Source organism: Mesorhizobium sp. Mes31, from assembly GCF_024519675.1.
Lineage (GTDB): Bacteria > Pseudomonadota > Alphaproteobacteria > Rhizobiales > Rhizobiaceae > Mesorhizobium.
Genome location: NZ_JALJRL010000001.1, coordinates 245,239 through 266,962, shown reverse-complemented (window position 1 = coordinate 266,962; position 21,724 = coordinate 245,239). Strand labels below are relative to the sequence as shown.

Annotated in this window: 16 protein-coding genes; 10 read left to right on the top strand and 6 right to left on the bottom strand. The window is 63.7% G+C overall.

Going from position 1 to position 21,724, the window contains the following annotated elements; all coding sequences use genetic code 11:
* Positions 1–71: 71 nt before the first annotated feature.
* Positions 72–542 carry a VOC family protein gene (locus tag NR193_RS01205; RefSeq protein ID WP_256749069.1) on the bottom strand — a complete coding sequence of 157 codons (471 nt, stop codon included), beginning with the start codon at positions 540–542 and terminating at the stop codon, positions 72–74.
* Between the two features lie 220 nt (positions 543–762).
* Here NR193_RS01205 and ilvD point away from each other — a divergent pair, with 220 nt between their 5' ends.
* Positions 763–2,607 (top strand): dihydroxy-acid dehydratase, encoded by a 1,845-nt coding sequence (gene ilvD / locus NR193_RS01200; protein ID WP_256749068.1) that lies wholly within the window; start codon positions 763–765, stop codon positions 2,605–2,607.
* Between the two features lie 126 nt (positions 2,608–2,733).
* Here ilvD and NR193_RS01195 read toward each other — a convergent pair whose 3' ends face one another.
* Entirely contained in the window at positions 2,734–4,488 is a 1,755-nt protein-coding gene (locus NR193_RS01195) for an ABC transporter ATP-binding protein (protein ID WP_256749067.1), read from the bottom strand.
* A 153-nt stretch (positions 4,489–4,641) separates the two neighbouring features.
* Between NR193_RS01195 and NR193_RS01190 the strand changes: the two genes are divergently transcribed.
* Together NR193_RS01190 and NR193_RS01185 are read left to right on the top strand one after the other, a co-directional pair.
* Positions 4,642–5,922 carry an amidohydrolase family protein gene (locus NR193_RS01190; protein WP_256749066.1) on the top strand — a complete coding sequence of 427 codons (1,281 nt, stop codon included), beginning with the start codon at positions 4,642–4,644 and terminating at the stop codon, positions 5,920–5,922.
* 109 nt (positions 5,923–6,031) lie between these two features.
* On the top strand, positions 6,032–6,955 hold the full coding sequence (locus NR193_RS01185; RefSeq protein ID WP_256749065.1) for a DMT family transporter: 924 nt from the start codon (positions 6,032–6,034) through the stop codon (positions 6,953–6,955).
* A 97-nt stretch (positions 6,956–7,052) separates the two neighbouring features.
* Here the strand turns inward: NR193_RS01185 and NR193_RS01180 are convergent, their stop codons facing one another.
* Genes NR193_RS01180 through NR193_RS01165 form a run of 4 tightly spaced genes read right to left on the bottom strand, consistent with a single transcriptional unit; the run spans position 7,053 to position 13,711 of the window.
* Positions 7,053–7,928: a phosphotransferase family protein gene (locus NR193_RS01180; protein ID WP_256749328.1), complete on the bottom strand. Its 876-nt coding sequence runs from the start codon at positions 7,926–7,928 to the stop codon at positions 7,053–7,055.
* Positions 7,929–7,957: 29 nt separating this feature from the next.
* Complete coding sequence (locus NR193_RS01175; RefSeq protein ID WP_256749064.1) at positions 7,958–10,375, bottom strand: FAD-dependent oxidoreductase; 2,418 nt, start codon at positions 10,373–10,375, stop codon at positions 7,958–7,960.
* Between the two features lie 10 nt (positions 10,376–10,385).
* A complete protein-coding gene (locus tag NR193_RS01170) occupies positions 10,386–12,827 on the bottom strand; it encodes an FAD-dependent oxidoreductase (protein WP_256749063.1) in 2,442 nt (813 codons plus the stop codon).
* Complete coding sequence (locus NR193_RS01165) at positions 12,824–13,711, bottom strand: phosphotransferase family protein (protein WP_256749062.1); 888 nt, start codon at positions 13,709–13,711, stop codon at positions 12,824–12,826. The genes NR193_RS01170 and NR193_RS01165 overlap by 4 nt, the downstream gene beginning before the upstream one ends.
* A 441-nt stretch (positions 13,712–14,152) precedes the next feature.
* On the opposite strand from NR193_RS01165, the gene NR193_RS01160 reads away from it, so the two are divergent.
* The 7 genes from NR193_RS01160 (at position 14,153) to NR193_RS01130 (ending at position 21,699) form a co-directional block, all read left to right on the top strand.
* The gene (locus NR193_RS01160) at positions 14,153–14,929 is read left to right on the top strand and encodes a DeoR/GlpR family DNA-binding transcription regulator (RefSeq protein ID WP_256749061.1); all 777 of its coding nucleotides are present in this window, start codon (positions 14,153–14,155) and stop codon (positions 14,927–14,929) included.
* A gap of 68 nt (positions 14,930–14,997) precedes the next feature.
* Positions 14,998–15,924 carry a LysR family transcriptional regulator gene (locus tag NR193_RS01155; RefSeq protein WP_256749060.1) on the top strand — a complete coding sequence of 309 codons (927 nt, stop codon included), beginning with the start codon at positions 14,998–15,000 and terminating at the stop codon, positions 15,922–15,924.
* 205 nt (positions 15,925–16,129) lie between these two features.
* Positions 16,130–17,284, top strand: coding sequence for an ABC transporter substrate-binding protein (locus tag NR193_RS01150; RefSeq protein ID WP_256749059.1), 1,155 nt, complete (start codon positions 16,130–16,132; stop codon positions 17,282–17,284).
* A gap of 189 nt (positions 17,285–17,473) precedes the next feature.
* Positions 17,474–18,472, top strand: a complete 999-nt coding sequence (locus NR193_RS01145; RefSeq protein WP_256749058.1) for an ABC transporter ATP-binding protein — start codon at positions 17,474–17,476, stop codon at positions 18,470–18,472.
* A gap of 14 nt (positions 18,473–18,486) precedes the next feature.
* A complete protein-coding gene (locus NR193_RS01140; protein ID WP_256749327.1) occupies positions 18,487–19,437 on the top strand; it encodes an ABC transporter permease in 951 nt (316 codons plus the stop codon).
* Positions 19,427–20,242: an ABC transporter permease gene (locus NR193_RS01135; RefSeq protein WP_256749057.1), complete on the top strand. Its 816-nt coding sequence runs from the start codon at positions 19,427–19,429 to the stop codon at positions 20,240–20,242. Before NR193_RS01140 ends, NR193_RS01135 begins: the two co-directional genes overlap by 11 nt.
* 29 nt (positions 20,243–20,271) lie before the next feature.
* Positions 20,272–21,699 carry a gamma-aminobutyraldehyde dehydrogenase gene (locus tag NR193_RS01130; RefSeq protein WP_256749056.1) on the top strand — a complete coding sequence of 476 codons (1,428 nt, stop codon included), beginning with the start codon at positions 20,272–20,274 and terminating at the stop codon, positions 21,697–21,699.
* Positions 21,700–21,724: the final 25 nt, after the last annotated feature.

The window sequence follows — 21,724 nt, the reverse complement described above, 5'->3', positions numbered from 1 at the left end:
CTTCTCCCCGTTCACGGGGAGAAGGTGCCCGAAAGGCAGATGAGGGGCAGCGCCGAGCTTGAAGGCTTCCCTCAGCCTCTTGCCGCCTCTTCGATCTTGGCGATGTCGATCTTGCCCATCTGCATCATCGCATTCATCGCCCGGCCGGCCTTGGCCCGGTCCGCATCCCCGAGCAGGCGCGGCAGTTGTTCCGGCACGACCTGCCAGGAGACGCCGAACTTATCCTTCAGCCAACCGCAGGGGCCGGGTTCGCCGCCGCCCTCGGTGAGCCTGCTCCAGAAATGATCGACTTCTTCCTGAGTCTTGCAGTCGATCGACAGCGAGATCGCCTCGGTGAACTTGTATTGCGGTCCGCCGTTGAGCGCCAGGAACGGGACGCCGTCGAGCTCGAACGAGGCCACCAGAACCTGGCCTTCAAGAGCGTGACCCTTGGGCCAACGCGTTACGCTCAGCTCTTTGGAATTCTTGAAGATGGACATGTAGTGGTTCATTGCCTCTTCGGCCTGGCCGTCGAACCACAGGAAGGTGGTGATCTTTTGCATACGTCTCTCCTTGGTGCGGATTTCCGGTTGGTGGCGGTCTGGTTACGGTCAGAGGACGTTGTGGCGGAGCGTGATCCGACAGTGGTCGCGATTTTTTGTGACAAATCTGGCGCATTGCAAAATTGTGGCCAGACCAGGCTTCGGCGTCTATAACGCCTGCGGTCCGAATTCAGCGCCGTCACGCTCCCGTCGAGCGCGGCCACCTACCTAAGGAAAATTCATGCCTGCCTATCGCTCCCGCACCACCACCCATGGCCGCAACATGGCCGGCGCCCGTGGCCTCTGGCGCGCCACCGGCATGAAGGATTCCGATTTCGGCAAGCCGATCATCGCTGTGGTCAACTCCTTCACCCAGTTCGTGCCGGGCCATGTCCATCTCAAGGACCTCGGCCAGCTGGTCGCGCGCGAGATCGAAAAGGCCGGCGGCGTCGCCAAGGAATTCAACACCATCGCCGTCGATGACGGCATCGCCATGGGCCATGACGGCATGCTCTATTCGCTGCCGTCGCGCGAGCTGATCGCCGATTCGGTCGAATACATGGTCAACGCCCACTGCGCCGACGCCATGGTCTGCATCTCCAATTGCGACAAGATCACGCCCGGCATGCTGATGGCTTCGCTGCGGCTCAACATCCCGACCGTTTTCGTTTCCGGCGGCCCGATGGAAGCCGGCAAGGTGGTGCTGGCCGGAAAGACGCAGGCGCTCGACCTGGTCGATGCCATGGTCGCGGCCGCCGACGACAAGATCTCCGATGAGGACGTCAAGGTCATCGAGCGCTCGGCCTGCCCGACCTGTGGTTCCTGTTCGGGCATGTTCACCGCCAATTCCATGAACTGCCTGACCGAGGCGCTTGGCCTGTCGCTACCCGGCAACGGCTCGACGCTGGCCACGCATGCCGACCGCAAGCGGCTGTTCGTCGAGGCCGGCCACCTGATCGTCGATCTGGCCCAGCGCTATTACGAGCAGGATGACGAGACGGCGCTGCCGCGCAACATCGCCTCGAAGGGCGCCTTCGAGAATGCCATGACGCTCGACATCGCCATGGGCGGCTCGACCAACACCGTGCTGCACATCCTGGCCGCAGCGCATGAGGGCGAGGTCGACTTCGATCAGGATGATATCGACGCGCTGTCACGCAAGGTGCCGGTGCTGTGCAAGGTTGCTCCCGCCAAGGCGGATGTGCACATGGAGGACGTCCACCGCGCCGGCGGCATCATGGCAATCCTCGGCCAGCTCGACAATGCCGGCTTGATCAACCGCGACCTGCCGACAGTGCATACGCGAACGCTGGGTGAGGCGCTCGACCATTGGGACATTTCCCGCACCACCAGCCAGAACGTCCGCGACTTCTTCCTCGCCGCTCCCGGCGGCGTGCCGACGCAGGTCGCCTTCAGCCAGGACCGGCGCTGGGACGAGCTCGACCTCGACCGTGAAAAGGGTGTCATCCGCTCGGCGAAAACACCCTTCTCGAAAGACGGCGGCCTCGCCGTGTTGAAAGGCAATCTGGCGCTCGACGGCTGCATCGTGAAGACCGCCGGCGTCGACGAATCGATCCTGAAGTTCACCGGCCCGGCCCGCGTGTTCGAAAGCCAGGACGCCAGCGTCAAGGCGATCCTCTCCAACGAGGTCAAGGCCGGCGATGTCGTCGTCATCCGCTACGAGGGGCCGCGCGGCGGGCCCGGCATGCAGGAAATGCTCTATCCGACCAGCTATCTGAAGTCGAAAGGCCTCGGCAAGGCCTGCGCGCTGGTCACCGATGGCCGTTTCTCCGGCGGCACGTCGGGCCTGTCGATCGGCCATGCGTCGCCGGAAGCCGCCGAGGGCGGCACGATCGGGCTGGTGCAGGAGGGCGACACGATCGAGATCGATATCCCCAACCGCACCATCCGTCTCGCCGTCAGCGACGCCGAGCTCGCCAGCCGCCGGGCGGCGATGGAGGCAAAGGGCGCCCTGGCGTGGAAGCCTGAGGAAAAGCGCAAGCGCAAGGTGACGACCGCCTTGCGCGCCTATGCCGCCTTCGCCACCAGCGCCGACAAGGGCGCAGTCAGGCGCGTGCCGGAGTGAATTAGGCTGCGACCCCTACCTCCCCCTTGTGGGGAGGTCGGACCGAAGGTCCGGGTGGGGTCGGCGCCGCACCCCCGCCCCGCTGCTTCGCAGCGACCCTCCCCACAAGGGGGAGGGTAAGGCAGGTCACGGCATCAGCTGATACTCGTAGAGCTTCTGATAAAGCCCGCCCTGCTTGAGCAAGGTCCGGTGCGGGCCGCTCTCCACCACCTTGCCGGCTTCGAGCACCACGATCGTGTCGGCCTGATGCACGGTCGACAGGCGATGCGCGATGACAATCGTCGTGCGCCCCTCCGTCAACTGCTGTAGCGCGTCGCGGAACAGCGCTTCCGATTCGGCGTCGAGCGCGCTGGTCGCTTCGTCCAGGAGCAGGATCTCGGCATTGCGCAGCATGGCGCGTGCGATCGATATGCGCTGGCGCTGGCCGCCGGACAACAGGCCGCCATTCTCGCCGACATCCGTCTCGTAGCCCTTCGCCTGCGCCATGATGAAGTCATGCGCGTTGGCGGCCTTGGCGGCAGTGATCACTTCCGCGTCGGTCGCGTCCTGACGCCCAAGCCGGATGTTGTGCATGATCGTGCCGGCGAACAGGAACGTGTCCTGGCTGACATAGGCGATCTTTTCCCGCAGCGACGCGAGCGTCGCGTGAGAGATGTCCTGGCCGTCGAACATCACCCTGCCGCCCTGCGGGTCGTACATGCGCATGATCAGGTTCAAGATCGTCGACTTGCCGCTGCCGGAAGGTCCGACCAGCGCCGTCATCTTGCCGGGCGCAAGGGTCAGGTCGAACCGGTCCAGCACCGGCGGGCCGTTCTGGTAGGCAAAGCTGACAGTGTCGAACCGGATCTCGCCCGGCCCGGCCAGAAGCGGTTTCGCATCCGGCTTCTCGGCCAGCGTCAGCGGTTCGTCGGCGAGCTGGAACATCATGCGGACGCCGACAATGCCGCTTTCCAGGGAGATGCGGACGCGTGCAAGGCGCTTTGCCGGTTCGTAGGCAAGCAGCAACGCCGCGATGAAGGCCATGATGTTGCCCGGCAACTGACCGCCCTGCAGGACCAGGAAGCCGCTGACCACGACAGCGCCGGCGATCGCCAGCCCGGCCAGCGTCTCCATCACCGGGCTGGTCACCGCTTCCAGCGCAGCGATGTTGTTGGCGCGATCCTCGACGTCCGACACCGCCTTGTACATGCGCTTGCGCATCAGGCCTTCGAGGTTGAAGGATTTGACCACGCGGACGCCGATTGCGGTTTCCTGCATCACCTGCACGATCTGGCCGACCGAGCGGAACTCCATTGCAGCGAACTTGCGCACACGCTTCAGGATGCGGTTGACGCTGTAGATGGCCAAGGGTCCGACGACGAAGCAAATCAGCGATAGCGCCGGCTGCTGCACCACCATGACCAGCACCAGGACAATCAAGGTCACCAGATCCCGCACATAGGACGTGACCACGAGGTCGAGCACGTTGCGTGCCGCCTGCGCATTGTTGGTCATGCGGGTGATCAGGTCGGACGAGGAGGTGGAATGATAGAATTCGATGCCCTGCGCGAGAATCCGATCGTAGATCTTGCGCTGCCGTTCGGCGATGATGGCGTTGCCGACCCGGCTCATGAAATAGGCCTGGACGAAATTGGCGATGCCCTTGATGATGAAGATGGCGGCAACCGCCATCGCAATCATGTTGACGCGATCGATCCTTTTGTCGATCACGAATTCATTGGTGATTTCGCGCAGGATCCAGGCGCTGGCGCCCGTCATGCCGGCCACCACCAGCATCGACACTATGGCGGCGCCGTATCCGAACATATGCTGTCGGAAGGATTCCCTGACCAACCTCGCAACGAGGCGCTGGTTCTCCGTCGAGCGGAAGAAACGAAACAAACGGCTGATCCTTGAAACGGGACGACGAAGGCGGCTTATAGAGGGAGTTGCGGCGAGATGGAACCGTCGGCAGCGGCGGCAAAGAAACCGCTGCGGCAAGCTGTCTTTTGCGACACGATGGAACGGGTGATTCTTCAAGCGGGATGACGACAGATGGATTTCGACCTTATCGTTCGCGGCGGCATGCTGCCTGATGGCGCCATTGCCGACATCGGCATCAGCGGCGAGACGATCGTGGCGATCGAGCCGACATTGCAGGGCTCCGCGCGGACCGAGGTCGACGCCCGTGGCAATCTGGTCTCGCCGCCCTTCGTCGATCCGCATTTCCACATGGACGCGACGCTGTCCTACGGCATCCCGCGCATCAATGCGTCGGGCACGCTGCTCGAAGGCATTTCGCTGTGGGGCGAGTTGAAGCCGCTCTTGACGCATGAAGCGGTGCGCGACCGCGCGCTTGCCTATTGCGACTGGGCGGTGTCGATGGGCCTGCTCGCCATCCGTACCCATGTCGATGTCTGCGACGACAGGCTGCTGGCGGTCGAGGCTCTGCTCGACGTCAAGAAAACGATCGCCCCTTACATCGATCTGCAATTGGTGGCCTTTCCACAGGACGGATTCTATCGCTCGCCGACGGCGCGCGAAAACACCATCCGCGCGCTCGACATGGGCGTCGATATCGTCGGCGGTATTCCGCATTTCGAGCGCACCATGGCCGACGGCACGCGCTCGGTGACAGAACTCTGCGAGATCGCGGCCAGTCGCGGCCTGATGGTCGACCTGCATTGCGACGAGACCGACGATCCGCTGTCGCGTCATATCGAGCAGTTGGCCAACGAGACGCAGCGTCTTGGCCTGCAGGGCAAGGTGGCCGGATCGCACCTCACCTCGATGCATTCGATGGACAACTACTATGTCTCGAAGTTGCTGCCGCTGATCGCCGAGGCTGGCGTTTCGGCGATTCCCAACCCGCTGATCAACATCATGCTGCAGGGCCGCCACGACACCTTCCCGAAGCGCCGCGGCCTCACCCGTGTCAAGGAGATGCTGGCGCTCGGCATCCGCGTCGGCTGGGGCCAGGATTGCGTGCTCGACCCCTGGTATTCGCTGGGCACGGCCGACATGCTCGATGTAGCCTTCATGGGCCTGCACGTTGCCCAGATGTCGAGCCCGGTCGACATGGCGCGCTGCTTCGACATGGTCACCAACGTCAACGCATCGATCATGGGGCTCGATCATCTCGGTCTCGCGGTCGGCAAGCGCGCCAGCCTGGTCGTTCTCGATGCCGGCAATCCTGTCGAAGCCTTGCGCCTGCGCGCCGAGCGCATCTGCGTCATCGCCAGGGGCAAGGTGGTAGCGGAGCGGACAAGGCAGGATACGCGGCTTTCGATCGATGGAAGGCCGGCGGCGGTGAACCGCAGGCACAAAGCCACGTAGGCCCAGCCGATTTCCGGTTCTGGTCTCGCCGGTTTCCCCGAATTCTCCTCGTCAAAGCGGCTGCTTCCGTCTACGACGCGGCTTACGCAAGGGAGGAATCGGGATCGGCATGACGCAGCCCGTGGCGCAGAATTCCACAATCAGGAACGTGCTTTTGGCCGGCATTCTGCTGATGCTGGCCGGCGACTTCCTGTTTGCGCTGAACGACGCCATGGGCAAATGGCTGGTCGCCAGCTTCTCCGTCGGCCAGGTGGTGCTGATCCGTTCGATCGGCGCCTTCTTCGTGCTTGGGCCGATGATCGCCCATCAGGGCACGGCCAAGCTGTTCCGCATGGAGAGGCTCGAACTGCAGATCTTGCGCGTTGTCATGACCACGCTGGACACCGCGCTGTTCTATGCCGCCGTCGTCTATCTGCCGCTCGCCGACGTCATGAGCTTCTACATGGCCGGGCCGATCTATGTCGCGGCACTCTCGCACCTCTTGCTCGGCGAAAAGGTCGGCTGGCGCCGCTGGATGGCGATCCTGCTCGGCTTCTGCGGTGTGCTTATCATCCTTAAGCCTTCCTCGGCGGCGTTCTCCCTGTCGTCTGCCTACGCGCTGACGGGCAGCATCGCCTTCGCTTTCGCCATCATCCTCAACCGGCGGCTGCGCGGCACCAGCGACACCAATCTGGTGACGTGGCAGACCATCGGCACGCTGGTCGTCGGGGGAATTCTGACCATCGGCGCCTGGCAGACACCGTTGGCGCTCGATTTCGGTGCCATGCTGCTTCTCGGCATCGTTTCTTGCGGGGCGCATCTGATGATCACCAGGGCGCTCAAGCTGGCGCCGGCCTCGACGCTGGCACCGTTGCACTACACGCTGCTTCTGTGGGCGGTTGTGTTCGGGCTGGTGTTCTTCGGCGATGTTCCAGGCCCGCGCATCCTGATCGGCTCGGGCATCGTCGTGCTGGCCGGCCTGTTCATCTTCCACCGCCAGAAAGTGGTCGAGACCACGGTACCGCCGGAAAACGTGCCGAAGGGTGTGAATTGATGCATGTCGCCCAAAAGTGCGCAGCGGTTTTGGGATAACGACATGCACAAGAAATGACTTGAAGCGCGCCGCGCTTCAGGCTCCGGGTTTCTGGTCCCTAGCCCCGTCGTATCGCGGCCAGGTGCCGTGAAAACTCCGGCGTCTCCATCAGGGCCTTGCAGCGGGCGAAACGGCCGTCGGCATAGGCGCGGAAATCGTCGACCGGGTTGTTGTTGGCGAGCTGGATCAGTCCCCACAGCGTCCACAGCAGGTCGCACATCGCCTTGTAGATGACGATGCGGCCGCGCTTCGCCGGCCTCGCCTCGCCACCGAAATAGGCGCGCATCATCTCTTCGTCCTGCGCCGTGTCGAACTTTCCTTCCACGCTGAGGTCGCCAAGATCCCATAGCGGGTCGTTCATGCCCGAATATTCCCAGTCGACGATCCACATCCTGTCCCCGGTATCGAGAAAGTTCTCGCAAAGCGGGTCGCAATGGCAGGCGACGAGCGGAAGCGGATGGGTGGCGAGCGCCGAGCGCACGCTCCCGGCCTCGCGCACCACGTCATGGTAGCCGACGGGTAGTGCGACATCCTTGGTTGCCAGCACCTTGAGATAGTCGTCGATCATCGCAAACAGTTCGAAGCGGAAGGGGAACACCGCACCAGACGTGTGCAGCTTGCGAAAAGCCTCGCCAGCCCGTGCCGGACTGCCCGGCCGAACCTTGAATTTCTCCGGCGACATGGTCTCGGCGCCGGCGATGAAGCGCGTCACCATGACGCCGGTGCCGGGATCGACATGCAGCACCTCGGGGCTGACCCCCGCTTTTGCCGCCTCGCGCGCCGCCACCGCTTCGTTGGCGCGGTTGATGTACTCCTCGGTGCCCTTGCCGGGAATGCGCAGGCAGAACTCGCCAGCCTTGAAGACGAGGTTGGTGAGGCCGCCAAGTCGCTCTGCTTTGCCGGCGAAATCCTTGAACAGCGGGATCGCTGTCATGGCCTGGCGGGCGAGGGCTAGATCGTCACTCACGCACGCAGCCTTTCCATCTTTGGATCATAAAGCGTGCGCGGCCCGCGCGTCGCTCTGTAGGCCTTGCCGAAGGCCTCGATCTCGAACGCGGCCTCGCCGGCCAGCTCCACCGGAAGGTAGCCGAAGGCAATGGTCTTGCCGAGCGTATAGCCATAGCCAGTGGATGAGGTCGAACCGACGACCATGCCGCCGAAAAGGATCGCCTCGCCGCCGTGGAACGGGGCGAAGCCGTCGACGGTGAAGGAGCACAGCCTTCGCGTCACGCCTTCGGCCTTGATCCGCGACAGCGCCTCGCGACCGAGAAACTCACCCTTGTCCAACGCCACCGCAAAGCCGAGCCCTGCTTCGTATGGATTGTAGTCGGGGGTGATGTCGCCGGACCAGTAGAGATAGCCCTTCTCCATGCGGCAGGCGTCAATGGCGCGATAACCGGCATCGGCAATGCCGTGCGGCTCGCCCGCCTCGCGCAGTGTGTCGTAGACATGCACGGCATAGTCCTGCGGCACGTAGAGTTCGTAGCCAAGTTCGCCGACATAGCCGACACGTACCGCGAGTGCGGTGGCGTTGCCGACCTCGATGGTGCGCGCGGCCAGAAAGGGCAGCGCGTCGTTGGAAACATCATCATCGCTGACCGACTGCAGGATGTGCCGGGCGCGGGGGCCGCACAAATTGATTGTGGCATACTGATTGGTCACGTCGCGCAGCGACACGCCGGCCGGCAGATGCCTCGATATCCAATGCCGGTCATGCACACCGAAGCCGGAGCCGGTGACCAGCAGGAAGCGATCCTCACCGGTATGAACGATGGTCACGTCAGCTTCGATGCCGCCCTTCTCGTTGCAGAGTTGGGTGTAGACGGCCCTACCCGGCGCGCCGGAAAGGTCGTTGGCGGCAATGCGTTGCAGTGCTGCCTGTGCTCCATTGCCCGTAATCTCGAACTTGGAGAACGAGGTCTGGTCGATCAGGGCGGCGCGCTCGCGGATTGCGCGCACCTCGTCGCCGACAGCGTTGAACCAGCCGGGCTGGCCTTCGAAGCTGGCCAGCTCGACCGATTTACCGTCATCGACAGAGAACCAGTTCGGCCGCTCCCAGCCGAATTTGGAGCCGAACACCGCGCCGTTGCCGCGCAGCGTGTCATGCAATGGCGAAAGGCGCAGACCGCGCGCGGCGTGGGATTCCTCCGCCGGCCAGTGGATCTTGTAGTAGGCGCCATAGGCCTCGATGGCGCGCGCTTCCAGATAGCAGCCTTGCGCCTGCACCGCACCGAAGCGGCGCACGTCGAAGGGCCACAAATCCATACCGGCATCGCCATGAAGGATCATGTTGGACAATGCCAGCCCGGCGCCGCCGGACGCCGCGATACCGGCGGTAAATCCGCAGGCGACGAAGAAATTGTCGAGTTCCGGCGCCAGCCCCATGATCGGCTCGCCGTCGAAGGACACCGGGATAGGCCCGTTGATGACAGTTTGGATACCGATCTGATTGAGCACTGGCAGCCGCTCCGCCGCGGGCAGCGCGAACAGTTCCAGTCGCTCCATGTTGGGCGGGAAGAGCTCACGGCCGAAATCGAGCGGCGGCATGCCGCGCCAGCAGCCTTTCGAGCCGTCCTCCCAGCCGCCGATGGCAAAACTGCCAGTGTCCGGCTTGAGGTAGAAATTGTGGTCGGGGTCGCGCAGCGTGGTCAGGTTCGGATCGAGCGTCAGCGTCTTTTCGGTGAGGAAATACTGGTGTTCGACGACACCTGCGGCCAACGGCACACCGGCCATCTTGCCGACGCGCTTGGCCCACAGCCCGGCGCAGTTGACGAGAATGTCGCAGGAGATCGAGCCGCCATTGGTGACCACGCCGACCGCGCGCCGTCCCTCGATGACGATCTCCTCAACCGTCACGCCTTCCTCAATTCTGGCGCCATTCTGCCGTGCGCCCTTGGCATAGGCCATGGTCAATGAATAGGGATCGATATAGCCGTCACCGGGAATGTAGGCGGCGCCCTCGATGCCTTCCTTGACAATGTAGGGGAAGTGTTGGGCTGCCTCTTCGGCCGACAGCGAGTGACATTCGACACCAAAACTCTTGGCTTGCGTCATCGACCGGCGGATTTCGCTCCAGCGGGCGGAACTTCCGGCCAGCCGCAGCGAGCCGACTTTCTTCCATGAGATCGCTTGCCCGGTCTCGGCTTCCAGCCGGTCGAAGACGGCGACCGAATTCTGCATCAGCCGCGTCAGGTTCCGTTTGCCCCGGAGCTGTCCGACCAGTCCGGCGGCATGCCAGGTGCAACCGTGGGTGAGCAGCGATTTCTCGACCAGCAACACGTCCTTGGCGCCGTCGCGGGCCAGATGATAGGCCACCGAGGTGCCGATGGCGCCGCCACCGATGATCAGGATATGGACGTGACGATCCGCATGGAAACTCATCGCTGCACCGTTACGCCTTGATCTTGCTCATCGACGGATCATACAGCGGCTCGAGATGGATTTGGGCCGGCGTCCGCTCCATCGCCACAACCAGTTCATAGTCGCCCGAGGCGAGAAAATCGTCGCTCACCCCGTCGGCATCGCGAACATAGCCGTAGCCGATGTTCCTGCCCACTGTGTAGCCATAGCCGCCGCTGGTGAGGTAGCCGACCGGTTCGCCGTTGCGCAGGATCGTCTCGCGGCCGACGAGCACGATCTCCGGATCGTCGACCGTGAAGCCGGCAAAGCGTTTCTTCAATGCCGCGCCGTTGGTCTTCTCGAGCGCCCGCCGTCCGACGAAATCCGTGTTCTTGCGCAACTTGACCGCCCAGCCGAGCCCGGCTTCCCGCGGTGTGTCGTTGGGCGTGATGTCGGAGCCCCAGGCGCGATAGCCCTTTTCCAGCCGCAACGATTCCAGTGCCCTATAGCCGACGGGGCGGATGTCGTGCTTCTTCCCGGCCGTCATCAGCGCGTCGAAGACCTCGCCCGTGGCCGCGATCGGCACATGCAGTTCCCAGCCGAGCTCGCCGACATAGGTGACACGCAGCGCCCGCACGGTGTGGCCGGCGAAGGCAATCTCGCGCACATGGCCGAACGGGAAGCCCGCGTTCGACACATCCGCGTCTGTCACATCAGCCAGCACATCACGCGCTCGAGGACCCATCAGCGACAGCGTGCCGAAATCCTCGGTGACATCGACGAGCGAGGCGTCGAGTCCCTCGCCGATATGGTCGCCGATCCACGAGAAATCATGCGTGCGGAAGCCGGTGCCGGTGACGATGTAGAATTTCTCCTCGGCCAGCCGTGCCACGGTCAGATCGGCCTCGATGCCGCCGCGCGTGTTGAGAAGCTGCGTGTAGGTCAGCCGGCCCACCGGCTTGCTGACGTCGTTGGCGCAGATCCAGTCCAGCGCCTTCAACGCGTCGGGCCCGCTCAACTCGTATTTGGCGAAGGACGACTGATCGAAGATGCCGACCTTCTCGCGCACATGGCGGTGCTCGTCGCCGACCGCCGCGAACCAGTTCTGCCGGCCCATCGAATAGACATCCTGCGGCTCGATGCCCTCCGGTGCGAACCAGTTTGGCCGTTCCCAGCCCAGCTTCGAGCCGAACACGGCGCGCTGCTGTTTCAGCCGCTCGTAGAGCGGCGAGACGATGCGGGGTCGTCCGCTGGCGTACTCCTCATGCGGGAAGCCGATCGTATAATGCTTGCCATAGGCCTCCAGCGTGCGATCGCAAACCCATTGCCGGTCGCGGTGCAGGTTGGAAAAGCGCCTGATGTCGACGACCCACAGGTCGAGCGGCGCCTCGCCATCGACCACCCACTGCGCCAGCACCCAGCCGGCGCCGCCTCCCGAGGCGATGCCGAAAGCGTTGAAGCCGGCGCCGACGAACATGTTGGCGCATTCGGGCGCCGTGCCGAGGATGAAATTGCCGTCCGGCGTAAAGCTCTCCGGCCCGTTGATCATCTGCTTGACGCCGACGGTTTCGAGCGCCGGCACGCGCGCGATCGCTTGCGTCATATGCTGCTCGAAATGGTCGTAGTCGTCGTCGAACAGCCGGAATTCCCAATCATTGGGCACGTCGCCCATCGTCCAGGCCTGCGGGTTCGGCTCGTAGCCGCCCATCACCAGCCCGCCGACCTCCTCCTTGAAGTAGGTGCGCCGGTCCGGGTCGCGGATGGTCGGCGCGTCGGTCGCCAGCCCGTCGATCTTCTCGGTGATGATATACTGGTGTTTCACCGGCTGCAGCGGCACGTTGATGCCGGCCATGGCACCGACCTGCCGCGCCCACTGCCCGGCGCAGTTGACCACCTTGTCGCAGGCGATGTCACCCTTGCTGGTCTTGACCACGGTGATGCGGCCATCCTTCATCTCGAAGCCGGTGACGCGGACATCCTCGAACAGTTTCGCGCCATGCATGCGCGCGCCCTTGGCCAGCGACTGCGTGATGTCGGAGGGGCTTGCTTGCCCGTCGGTGGGCAGCCAGGAGGCGCCGACAAGATCGCCGGTCTCGAGCAGCGGCCACATTGCCTTGACCTCCGCCGGCGACAGCAATTGCATGTCCATGCCGAAGCTTTTCGCCGTCGTCGCCAGCCGCTTGTACTCCGTCCAGCGGTCGGCGTTGGTTGCCAGCCGCAGGCAACCGGTCATCTTCCAGCCGGTGGCCAGACCGGTCTCGGCCTCCAGTCCCTTGTAGAGATCGACGGAATATTTGAGCACGCGGGTGATGGAGGCTGACGAGCGCAATTGCCCGACGAGGCCCGCGGCGTGCCAGGTCGAGCCCGAGGTCAGCTTGCCCTGTTCCAGCAGCACGACATCGGCCTTGTGGTCGCGCGCCAGATGATAGGCCGTCGAACAGCCGATGATGCCGCCGCCGATGACGACGACGCCAGCATGGGTTGGCAATGTCATGGTTTTTGTATCCCGTATTTTGTTCTGTAGTTTTCCAGAGTGGCTTCGAGCCGCGTCAGGTTTTCCTCGGTATAGGCGACGTAGTCGATGCCGGGCGCGTCGAGATAGAGCTCGGACACCATGCTCCACATCGCCTCGCGCAGCAGCGAGGCGCACTGCATCGCCGCGTGCGAGCGGCGGATCGCCTCATCCGGTTCCTTCATGAAATAGGCGGTCAGGAAGGCGAAGGATTCCTCGTCGCTCATGCCGGCGTTCGAGGCGACGCCGGCGAGGTCGAACATCGCCGTGTTGAAGCCGGCATATTCGAAGTCGATCAGCCACAGCCTGTTGCCGTCGTCGAGAATATTGGCCGGCAACAAATCATTGTGGCCAAAGACGATCGGCAGCAGTTTCTGTGCGCGTTCCAGCTCGTCCGCCAGGGTCAGCAGGCGCGGCAACTCGCTGCGCTTGCGGCTGCCGCCCTCTTCCAGCGTGCGTGCGTAGTCGCGAATGACGTGGAATACCCAGAACATGAAGCCGGCGCCGGAGATATGGTTCGGCATCTCCCGGTGGAAGCCGCGCATCAGGGCCGCGACGCGACCGAGATTGGCCCGCACGTCCTCGGCCAGATAAGTCTTCGCGCCAAGGAACTCCGTCACCATGATGCCCGGTTCGGTATGGCGGACGGCTGGCGCGAAACCGGCGGCATGGGCCGCCCGCGCGGTCATCACCTCGCGCTCGCGAAAGACATGGTGGAACGGATAGTCCTTGCCGAAGCGCACGACGTGCCTTCCGGCCGCGTCCTTGACCAGATAGTTTGCATTGCTCAACCCGCCAGGCAGCGGTGCGATCTCGATGTCGCCGGTCCAGCAGGGCAGGGCGCGGATGCGGTCTTCGGCGATCATGGATTGGCCCCTGGTCCGACACGGCATCGACAGGGCGGCGCAGCGGTGCCGGCGTGCCGTTTCGACGGATGCTCATTTTGGCAAAGATCTCGTCGGCGCGGCATTCGGGATCGGTATCCTGCGCCGCACCGACGAGTCCCATGTGCCGGGCTCTTCGAGGCCGGCATCCGCCCCCGCGGATTCGATAGGTTCCTTCGCCCTTGCGCCAGACAGTTTCCAGACCTTTGGGCATGCAAGTTTGGATGCGGCTCTGCCATCGTTCTCCCGTGGCAGTCCGAGCCTGTCACCAGACCAATGTCACGCCGCGCGACACCGGATGTCAACTGGATTCTGTGGCTTTTTCTGCTTTTATGACCGGTTTGTTTCGAGATTTCTTGTAATATCCAGCAAATTTGCCTTAGAAGCGGTCAATTGCGCAACGATGCGACCGGAAACGACCCCATGGCTCACTCGAAACGGCACGGCGAGATCCTGCGGCTCCTGCAGGAAGAGGGGACCGTCACCATCGCCAGCCTGGCCGACCGGTTGGGCGTGTCGCTCGAGACCGTGCGCCGCGACGTCAAGCCGCTCACCAGCGACGGCTCCGTCCTCAAGATGCATGGCGCCATCGGCCTGCCGTCGATGATCGGCGAAGCGCCGTTCGAGCGGCGCATGCGCGAAAATGCCGACGCCAAGCGCGTCATTGCCCGCATGGTCGCCGCCACCATCCGCGACGGGGAATCGATCATGCTCGACACCGGCACGACGACCTCGTTCCTTGCGCGTGAACTGCTCGCCCACCGGCGACTGACGGTCGTCACCAACTCGTCGGACATCGCCCGCACGCTGGCCACCATCAATGGCAATAAAGTCTATATGGCCGGCGGCGAACTGCGCAGCGATTCCGGCGCCGCCTTCGGTGTCTCGGCCATCGAGTTCGTCAGCCGCTTCTCGGTCAGCCACGCCATCATCTCCACTGGCGCCGTCGATGCGGTGATGGGCGTCATGGACTATGATCTGGAAGAGGCTGAGTTCGCCCGCATGGTGCTGTCGCGCGGCCAGCGTTCGATCGTCGTCACCGATCACAGCAAGTTCGGCCGCCTTGGTCTGGTTCAGGTCTGCGGCTTCGACAGCTTTTCCGAACTCGCCACCGATCGGTCGCCGCCGCGCGACATTGCCGCCGCCCTTGCGCAGGCCGGCGCGCGGCTCAGCATTGCCGGCGGGGAAGCCGGGTTCTGATCCAGCCAACGGCTGCCGACGATTGGCCGGCACTTCCCACCGCCGCCTTCAGCGTGTTTAGTCCGGCCATGGCTTTCACCATCCGCCAGCTGCAGTTCTTCATCGCCGTCGCCGAGCAGGGCACGGTGTCGGGTGCCGCGCAGAACCTCTCCATCTCGCAATCCTCGGTCACCGAAGCGATCAAGGAGCTGGAAAACGATCTTGGCGTCGAACTGTTCGAACGCCACCCGCGCGGCCTCAACATCACCCACAAGGGGCACCAGTTCCTGCGCCATGCGACGAAGATCCTGGCAGACGTGTCCGACGCGCGCCGCTCTTTTTCCAGTGAAAAGGCCGCTTCCGGTGGCCGGCTGCAACTTGGCGTCACTTCGCTGGTCGCCGGTTATGTGCTGTCGGATCTGCTCGCCCGCTACCGCCGCGCCTATCCGGGCGTCGAGGTCTCCGCCATCGAGGATAATGGCGACTACCTCGAACATCTCTTGATCGGCGGCAAGCTCGACATTGCCGTCATGGTCACGTCCAACCTGCGCGACCGCACCGCGCTGCAGTCGGAAATCCTCGAGGTTTCGGCCTATCGGCTGTGGCTGCCGCTCGGCCACCCGCTCGCCGGCGCCGACATTATCAGCATTGGCGACATCGCCTCCGAGCCGCTGATCATGCTGACCGTCGACGAGATCGAGGAGAACACCGGCAAGCTGCTGACGGCGATCGGCGCCAAGCCGCATGTCGCCTTCCGCACGCGTTCCGTCGAGGCAGTGCGCAGCCTGGTTGCCACCGGCGCCGGTGTGGCGCTGCTGCCCGATCTTGTCTACCGGCCATGGTCTCTGGAAGGCGACCGCATCGAATCGCGCGACATTTCCGGCTCCTTGCCGGTGGTCCAGGTCGGCATGGTCTGGCGGCGCGGCTCCGGCCTGCCGCAGGCGGCGCGCGATTTCATCGGCCTTGCCCAGTCGCAGCGTATGGTCCGCCAGCGGCCCGACAAGATTGGTCGCTGATCTATCGGAAAAACCGATATCGCCTTTCTGATAAATGAATTTGCGAAACCGGAGTTTTCAAAGCACTTTTCGGTTCAGGGACCAAAGCCGCCACCAGAGCGACACGCGTCCGAAGGAAGAACTGACACTTTTTCAGTCCGCGCGTGCCCCCCAGCGAAGACCGAAACCGGCTTTCGGGGTCAGGCGCCAAAATGGGAGATCGATGATGAATTCATTCCTGAAGTCATGCACTGCGTTGACGGTCGCGCTGACCTTCTCGGGTCAGGCCGTCGCCCAGGTCAAGGAACTTGGCAAGGGCGAAGGCCAGGTCAACATCGTGGCTTGGCCGGGCTATATCGAGCGCGGCGAGACCGACAAGGGCTATGACTGGGTGACCTCCTTCGAGAAGGAGACCGGCTGCAAGGTCAACGTCAAGACCGCCAACACCTCCGACGAGATGGTCTCCCTGATGAACGAGGGCGGCTTCGACCTCGTCACCGCTTCGGGCGATGCGTCGCTGCGCCTTGTCGCCGGCAAGCGCGTGCAGCCGATCAACACCGATCTCATCCCGAGCTGGAAGACGGTCGACGACCGGCTGAAGGACGCCCCATGGTTCACCGTCGGCGGCGTCCACTACGGCGTACCCTATCAGTGGGGTCCGAACATCCTCATGTACAACACCGAGGTGTTCAAGGAAGCGCCCAAGAGCTGGAACGTCGTGTTCGAGGAAATGAAGCTGCCGGACGGAAAGTCCAACAAGGGCCGCGTCCAGGCATATGACGGGCCGATCCACATTGCGGATGCCGCCAATTACCTGATGTTCCACAAGCCGGAACTCGGCATCAAGGATCCTTATGAACTGAACGAGGACCAGTACAAGGCGGCACTCGAGCTGCTGCGCGTCCAGCGCACCCTGGTCGGCCGTTACTGGCACGACGCCGCGATCCAGGTCGACGATTTCCAGAACGAAGGCGTCGTCGCCTCGGGCTCATGGCCCTATCAGGTCAACGCGCTGGTCGCCGCCAAGAAGCCGGTTGCCTCGACCGTGCCGGAAGAAGGCGTCACCGGCTGGGCCGACACCACCATGATGGAAGCCGATTCGGCCAATCCCAACTGTGCCTATATGTGGCTGGAGCATTCGCTGTCGCCGAAGGTGCAGGGCGATGTCTCGGCCTGGTTCGGTTCGCTGCCGGTGGTGCCCGCCGCCTGCAAGGGCAACGAGCTGTTGACCGACGAAGGCTGCAAGACCAACGGCTACGACAATTTCGAAAAGATCAAGTTCTGGAAGACGCCGGTGTCGAAATGCGCCACCCAGAACGACCAGTGCGTGCCCTACTATCGCTGGGTGTCGGACTATATCGGCGTCATCGGCGGGCGGTGATTCCGCTTCGCTGAGAGCATAGCGCTGCCCCTCACCCTTACTCTCTTCCCGTGAAGAACGGGGAGAGGGGGTCGCCAGCGTTTCCGCCAAGTCCCTTCTCCCCGTCCTATGCGGGGAGAAGGTGCCGGCAGGCGGATGAGGGGCAACGCAGCGCCCGAACTTGACGAGCCTGAAAGATCAGGACAAGCCATGACATCAGCCGTTTCCTTCCAGAAAGTCTCGCGCCATTTCGGCAGCGTTCGCGCCGTCGACGCGGTCGATCTCGACATCGTGCCGGGTGAGTTCTTCGCCATGCTCGGGCCTTCGGGTTCCGGCAAGACCACCTGTCTGCGCCTCATCGCCGGCTTCGAGCAGCCGACCTCGGGCTCGATCTCGATCTTCGGCGAACGCGCCGAGGGCGTTCCGCCCTATCGCCGCAACGTCAACACCGTGTTCCAGGACTATGCGCTGTTCCCGCATCTCAATGTGCTCGACAACGTCGCCTACGGGCTGATGGTCAAGGGCGTCGGCAAGCCGGAACGGCACAAGGCAGCGGAGGAAGCGCTGTCGCTGGTGCGGCTCCCCGGCTATGGCGCCCGCCGCCCCGGCCAGCTTTCCGGCGGCCAGCGCCAGCGCGTCGCGCTCGCCCGCGCGCTGGTCAACCAGCCCAAGGTGCTGTTGCTTGACGAGCCGCTTGGCGCCCTCGATCTCAAGCTGCGTGAGAACATGCAGGAGGAGTTGAAGTCGCTGCAGAAGGCGCTCGGCATCACCTTCGTCTTCGTCACCCACGACCAGGGCGAGGCGCTGTCGATGGCCGACCGCGTCGCCGTCTTCAACGACGGCAAGATCATGCAGATCGGCACGCCCGAGGACATCTACCAGCGGCCGAAGACCCGCTTCGTTGCCGATTTCGTCGGCTCCTCCAACGTGCTGCCGCCGGATTTCGTCCAGCTCTATTCCGGCCAGCATCGCTGGGGCAGTCTGCGCCCTGAATCCATTCGCGTCGGTCGCGGGGCGGGCGGCGAAGGCGTTTCCGCTCGCCTCGTCTCGACCAACTATCTCGGCGCCACGACAAAACTGGCTCTCGACGCCGACGGGCTGCGGCTGCACGCCATCGTGCCGGCCGGCACGGCCTTGCCGGCGGAAGGCGAAGCGGTCGTCCTCACCTTCAACCGCGAGCACCTGCATCTGATGGACGAGCCGGCATGAGCCTCGACGCCGCCATGCCGCGCGCCACGGCGCCCGCCATCCTGCCAGGCAGTGGCGGCTTGCGCGGCGCGCTGTCGGATCTTTTCTGGCGCAAGCCAAAAGTCCTGCTGTTGCTCATGCTGCTGCCGCCGGTGCTGTGGCTCGGCATCGTCTATATCGGCTCGTTGTTCGCGCTACTGGCGCAGAGCTTTTTCTCGATCGACGAGTACTCCGGCCTGATCAACCGCCAGTTCACCTTGAAAACCTATGGCGACCTGTTGCAGGCGGCCAATCTCGACATCATCCTGCGCACGGTGACGATGGCGGCCCTGGTCACGCTGGCCTCGGCCATCATCGCCTTCCCGATCGCCTATTATGCGGCACGCTATGCGCGCGGTCGCTGGAAGGCGCTGTTTTATCTCGGCATCATGCTGCCGCTGTGGTCGAGCTACCTGGTCAAGATCTACGCCTGGAAGCTGATCCTGGCCAAGGAAGGCATCCTCACCTGGCTGTTCGGCAAGCTGCATCTGCAATGGCTGATTGACGCCTGGCTGTCGCTGCCGGTCGTCGGCGGCAACTCGCTGTCGGTGTCGTTCACGGGCACCTTCATCGTCTTCGTCTATGTCTGGCTGCCGTTCATGATCCTGCCGGTGCAAGCGGCACTGGAGCGCGTGCCGGGCAATCTGGTCGAGGCCTCGTCCGATCTCGGTGCCTCGCCCGGCCAGACTTTTCGCAACGTGCTGTTCCCGCTGGCTCTGCCGGGCATCGTCGCCGGCTCGATCTTCACCTTCTCGCTGACGCTCGGCGACTACATCATCCCGCAGATCATCGGCACCTCCCGGCTGTTCATCGGCCAGGCTGTCTATTCGCAGCAAGGCACCGCCGGCAACATCCCGCTCGCCGCCGCCTTCACCGTCGTGCCGATCGTCATCATGGGCTTCTATCTCTGGGGCGCCAAGCGCATGGGGGCCTTCGATGCGCTCTGATCGTGGTCAAACCGCACCGCTCAGCCTGAAGGTCGCCGCCGCTTGCGGCCTGCTGTTCCTGCACCTGCCGCTCCTGCTGATCTTCGTCTACGCCTTCACGACGGAGGAGAAGAGCTTCGTCTGGCCGCCGCCCGGCCTGACCACGCAATGGTTCGCCGTCACCTGGAACCGCCCCGATGTCTGGCAGGCGCTGTCGCTGTCGGTCAGGGTCGCGGCCATCTCGACGGCGATCGCACTGATCCTCGGCACGCTCTGTTCGGCGGCGGTTTCCAGGACAAAATTCTTCGGCCGGGAAACCATTTCGCTGCTGGTCATCCTGCCGATCGCCTTGCCCGGTATCATCACCGGCATCGCGCTGCGCTCGGCGTTTTCGCTGGCCGACATTCCCTTCTCGTTCTGGACGATCGTGCTCGGCCACGCCACCTTCTGCGTCGTCGTCGTCTACAACAATGCCGTCGCCCGCTTCCGCCGCACGTCCGGTTCGATGATCGAAGCGTCGATGGATCTTGGCGCCGACGGCTTCCAGACCTTCCGCCATGTCGTGCTGCCCAACATCGCCACCGCGCTGCTTGCCGGCGGCATGCTCGCCTTCGCTCTGTCCTTCGACGAGGTCATCGTCACCACCTTCACCGCCGGCCAGCAGCAGACGCTGCCGATCTGGATGCTGGAGGAGCTGATCCGGCCGCGCCAGCGCCCGGTCACCAATGTCGTGGCCATGGTCGTCGTGCTGGTGACGCTGCTGCCCATCCTCGCCGCCTATTACCTGACCCGCGACGGCGACCAGATCGCCGGTTCGGGCAAATGATTTCAAGAGTTCCCAAGGGAGAGACTTCCATGGACACCCAGATGCTGATCGGCTCGAAATTCGAGAAGGGTACCGAAACCGAGGAGCCGATCCTCAATCCGAAGACCGGAGCGACGATCCTCAACCTGCCCGAAGCCAGCCAGGCGCAGATCGAGGCGGCTGTCAGCGCCGCCGAACACGCGTTCGTCTTGTGGTCGCGCACCACGCCGGCTCAGCGCTCCGGATATCTCCTGAAGATCGCCGACCGCATCGAGGCCGATGCCAAGGAGTTCGCCACGCTCGAGGCGCTCAACTGCGGCAAGCCGATCAACGCCGTGCTCAATGACGAGATCCCGGCGATCGTCGACTGCTACCGCTTCTTTGCCGGCGCCGTCCGCTCGATGCCGGGCGTCGTTGCAGGCGAATACATTCCCGGCCACACCTCGATGGTGCGCCGGGATGCCATCGGCATCGTCGCCTCGATTGCGCCGTGGAACTATCCTTTGATGATGATGGCCTGGAAGCTGGCGCCGGCCATCGCCGGCGGCAACACCGTCGTCTTCAAGCCCTCGGAACAGACGCCGCTGACTTCGCTCAAGCTAGCGAAGATCCTTGCCGAAATCCTGCCCGAAGGCGTCGTCAATGTCGTGCTCGGTCGCGGCGACAGCGTCGGCAACACGCTGATCAATCATCCCAAGGTCAACATGATCTCGATCACCGGTGACGTCGCCACCGGCAAGAAGGTGCTGCAGGCCGCCGCCAAATCGGTCAAGCGCACCCATCTCGAACTCGGCGGCAAGGCGCCGGTCATCGTCTTCGACGATGCCGACCTCGGTGCGGTGGTCAACGGGCTGCGCGCCTTCGGCTACTACAATGCCGGTCAGGACTGCACCGCCGCCTGCCGCATCTATGCCGGCAAGAAAATCTACGACAAGCTGGTCGCCGACCTCTCTTCGGCCGTCTCGACCATCAAGTACAATCGTCCGGACGACACGGAAAACGAGATCGGGCCGCTGATCTCGCGTCGTCAGCGCGACCGTGTCTCGAGCTTCGTCGAGCGCGCTTCGGAACTGAAGCACATCGAGATCACCACCGGCGGCAAGCCGGGCGAGGGCTCCGGTTTCTACTACCAGCCGACAGTGGTCGCGGGTGCACTGCAGGAAGACGAGATCGTGCGCCGCGAAGTGTTCGGGCCGGTCGTCTCGATCACCCGTTTCACGGAAGTCGACGAAGCGGTGAACTGGGCCAATGACAGCGACTACGGCCTGGCGTCATCCGTGTGGACCAAGGATGTTTCGCGCGCCATGGCGACGGCCGCCCGCCTGCAATATGGCTGCACCTGGATCAACACCCATTTCATGCTGACCAACGAGATGCCGCATGGCGGATTGAAGCAATCCGGCTACGGCAAGGACATGTCGCTCTATGCGCTGGAGGACTACACCGCCGTGCGGCATGTGATGGTGGCCCACGGCTAGCGCTTGAGCGCGCAATACAAGCATT

Coding starts and splice junctions, on each gene's coding strand:
- ilvD (WP_256749068.1), top strand. CDS start 763: ATGCCTGCCTATCGCTCCCGCACCACCACCCATGGCCGCAACATGGCC.
- NR193_RS01150 (WP_256749059.1), top strand. CDS start 16,130: ATGAATTCATTCCTGAAGTCATGCACTGCGTTGACGGTCGCGCTGACC.
- NR193_RS01135 (WP_256749057.1), top strand. CDS start 19,427: ATGCGCTCTGATCGTGGTCAAACCGCACCGCTCAGCCTGAAGGTCGCC.
- NR193_RS01190 (WP_256749066.1), top strand. CDS start 4,642: ATGGATTTCGACCTTATCGTTCGCGGCGGCATGCTGCCTGATGGCGCC.
- NR193_RS01130 (WP_256749056.1), top strand. CDS start 20,272: ATGGACACCCAGATGCTGATCGGCTCGAAATTCGAGAAGGGTACCGAA.
- NR193_RS01170 (WP_256749063.1), bottom strand. CDS start 12,827: ATGACATTGCCAACCCATGCTGGCGTCGTCGTCATCGGCGGCGGCATC.
- NR193_RS01160 (WP_256749061.1), top strand. CDS start 14,153: ATGGCTCACTCGAAACGGCACGGCGAGATCCTGCGGCTCCTGCAGGAA.
- NR193_RS01165 (WP_256749062.1), bottom strand. CDS start 13,711: ATGATCGCCGAAGACCGCATCCGCGCCCTGCCCTGCTGGACCGGCGAC.
- NR193_RS01175 (WP_256749064.1), bottom strand. CDS start 10,375: ATGAGTTTCCATGCGGATCGTCACGTCCATATCCTGATCATCGGTGGC.
- NR193_RS01145 (WP_256749058.1), top strand. CDS start 17,474: ATGACATCAGCCGTTTCCTTCCAGAAAGTCTCGCGCCATTTCGGCAGC.
- NR193_RS01205 (WP_256749069.1), bottom strand. CDS start 542: ATGCAAAAGATCACCACCTTCCTGTGGTTCGACGGCCAGGCCGAAGAG.
- NR193_RS01155 (WP_256749060.1), top strand. CDS start 14,998: ATGGCTTTCACCATCCGCCAGCTGCAGTTCTTCATCGCCGTCGCCGAG.
- NR193_RS01185 (WP_256749065.1), top strand. CDS start 6,032: ATGACGCAGCCCGTGGCGCAGAATTCCACAATCAGGAACGTGCTTTTG.
- NR193_RS01180 (WP_256749328.1), bottom strand. CDS start 7,928: ATGACAGCGATCCCGCTGTTCAAGGATTTCGCCGGCAAAGCAGAGCGA.
- NR193_RS01140 (WP_256749327.1), top strand. CDS start 18,487: ATGCCGCGCGCCACGGCGCCCGCCATCCTGCCAGGCAGTGGCGGCTTG.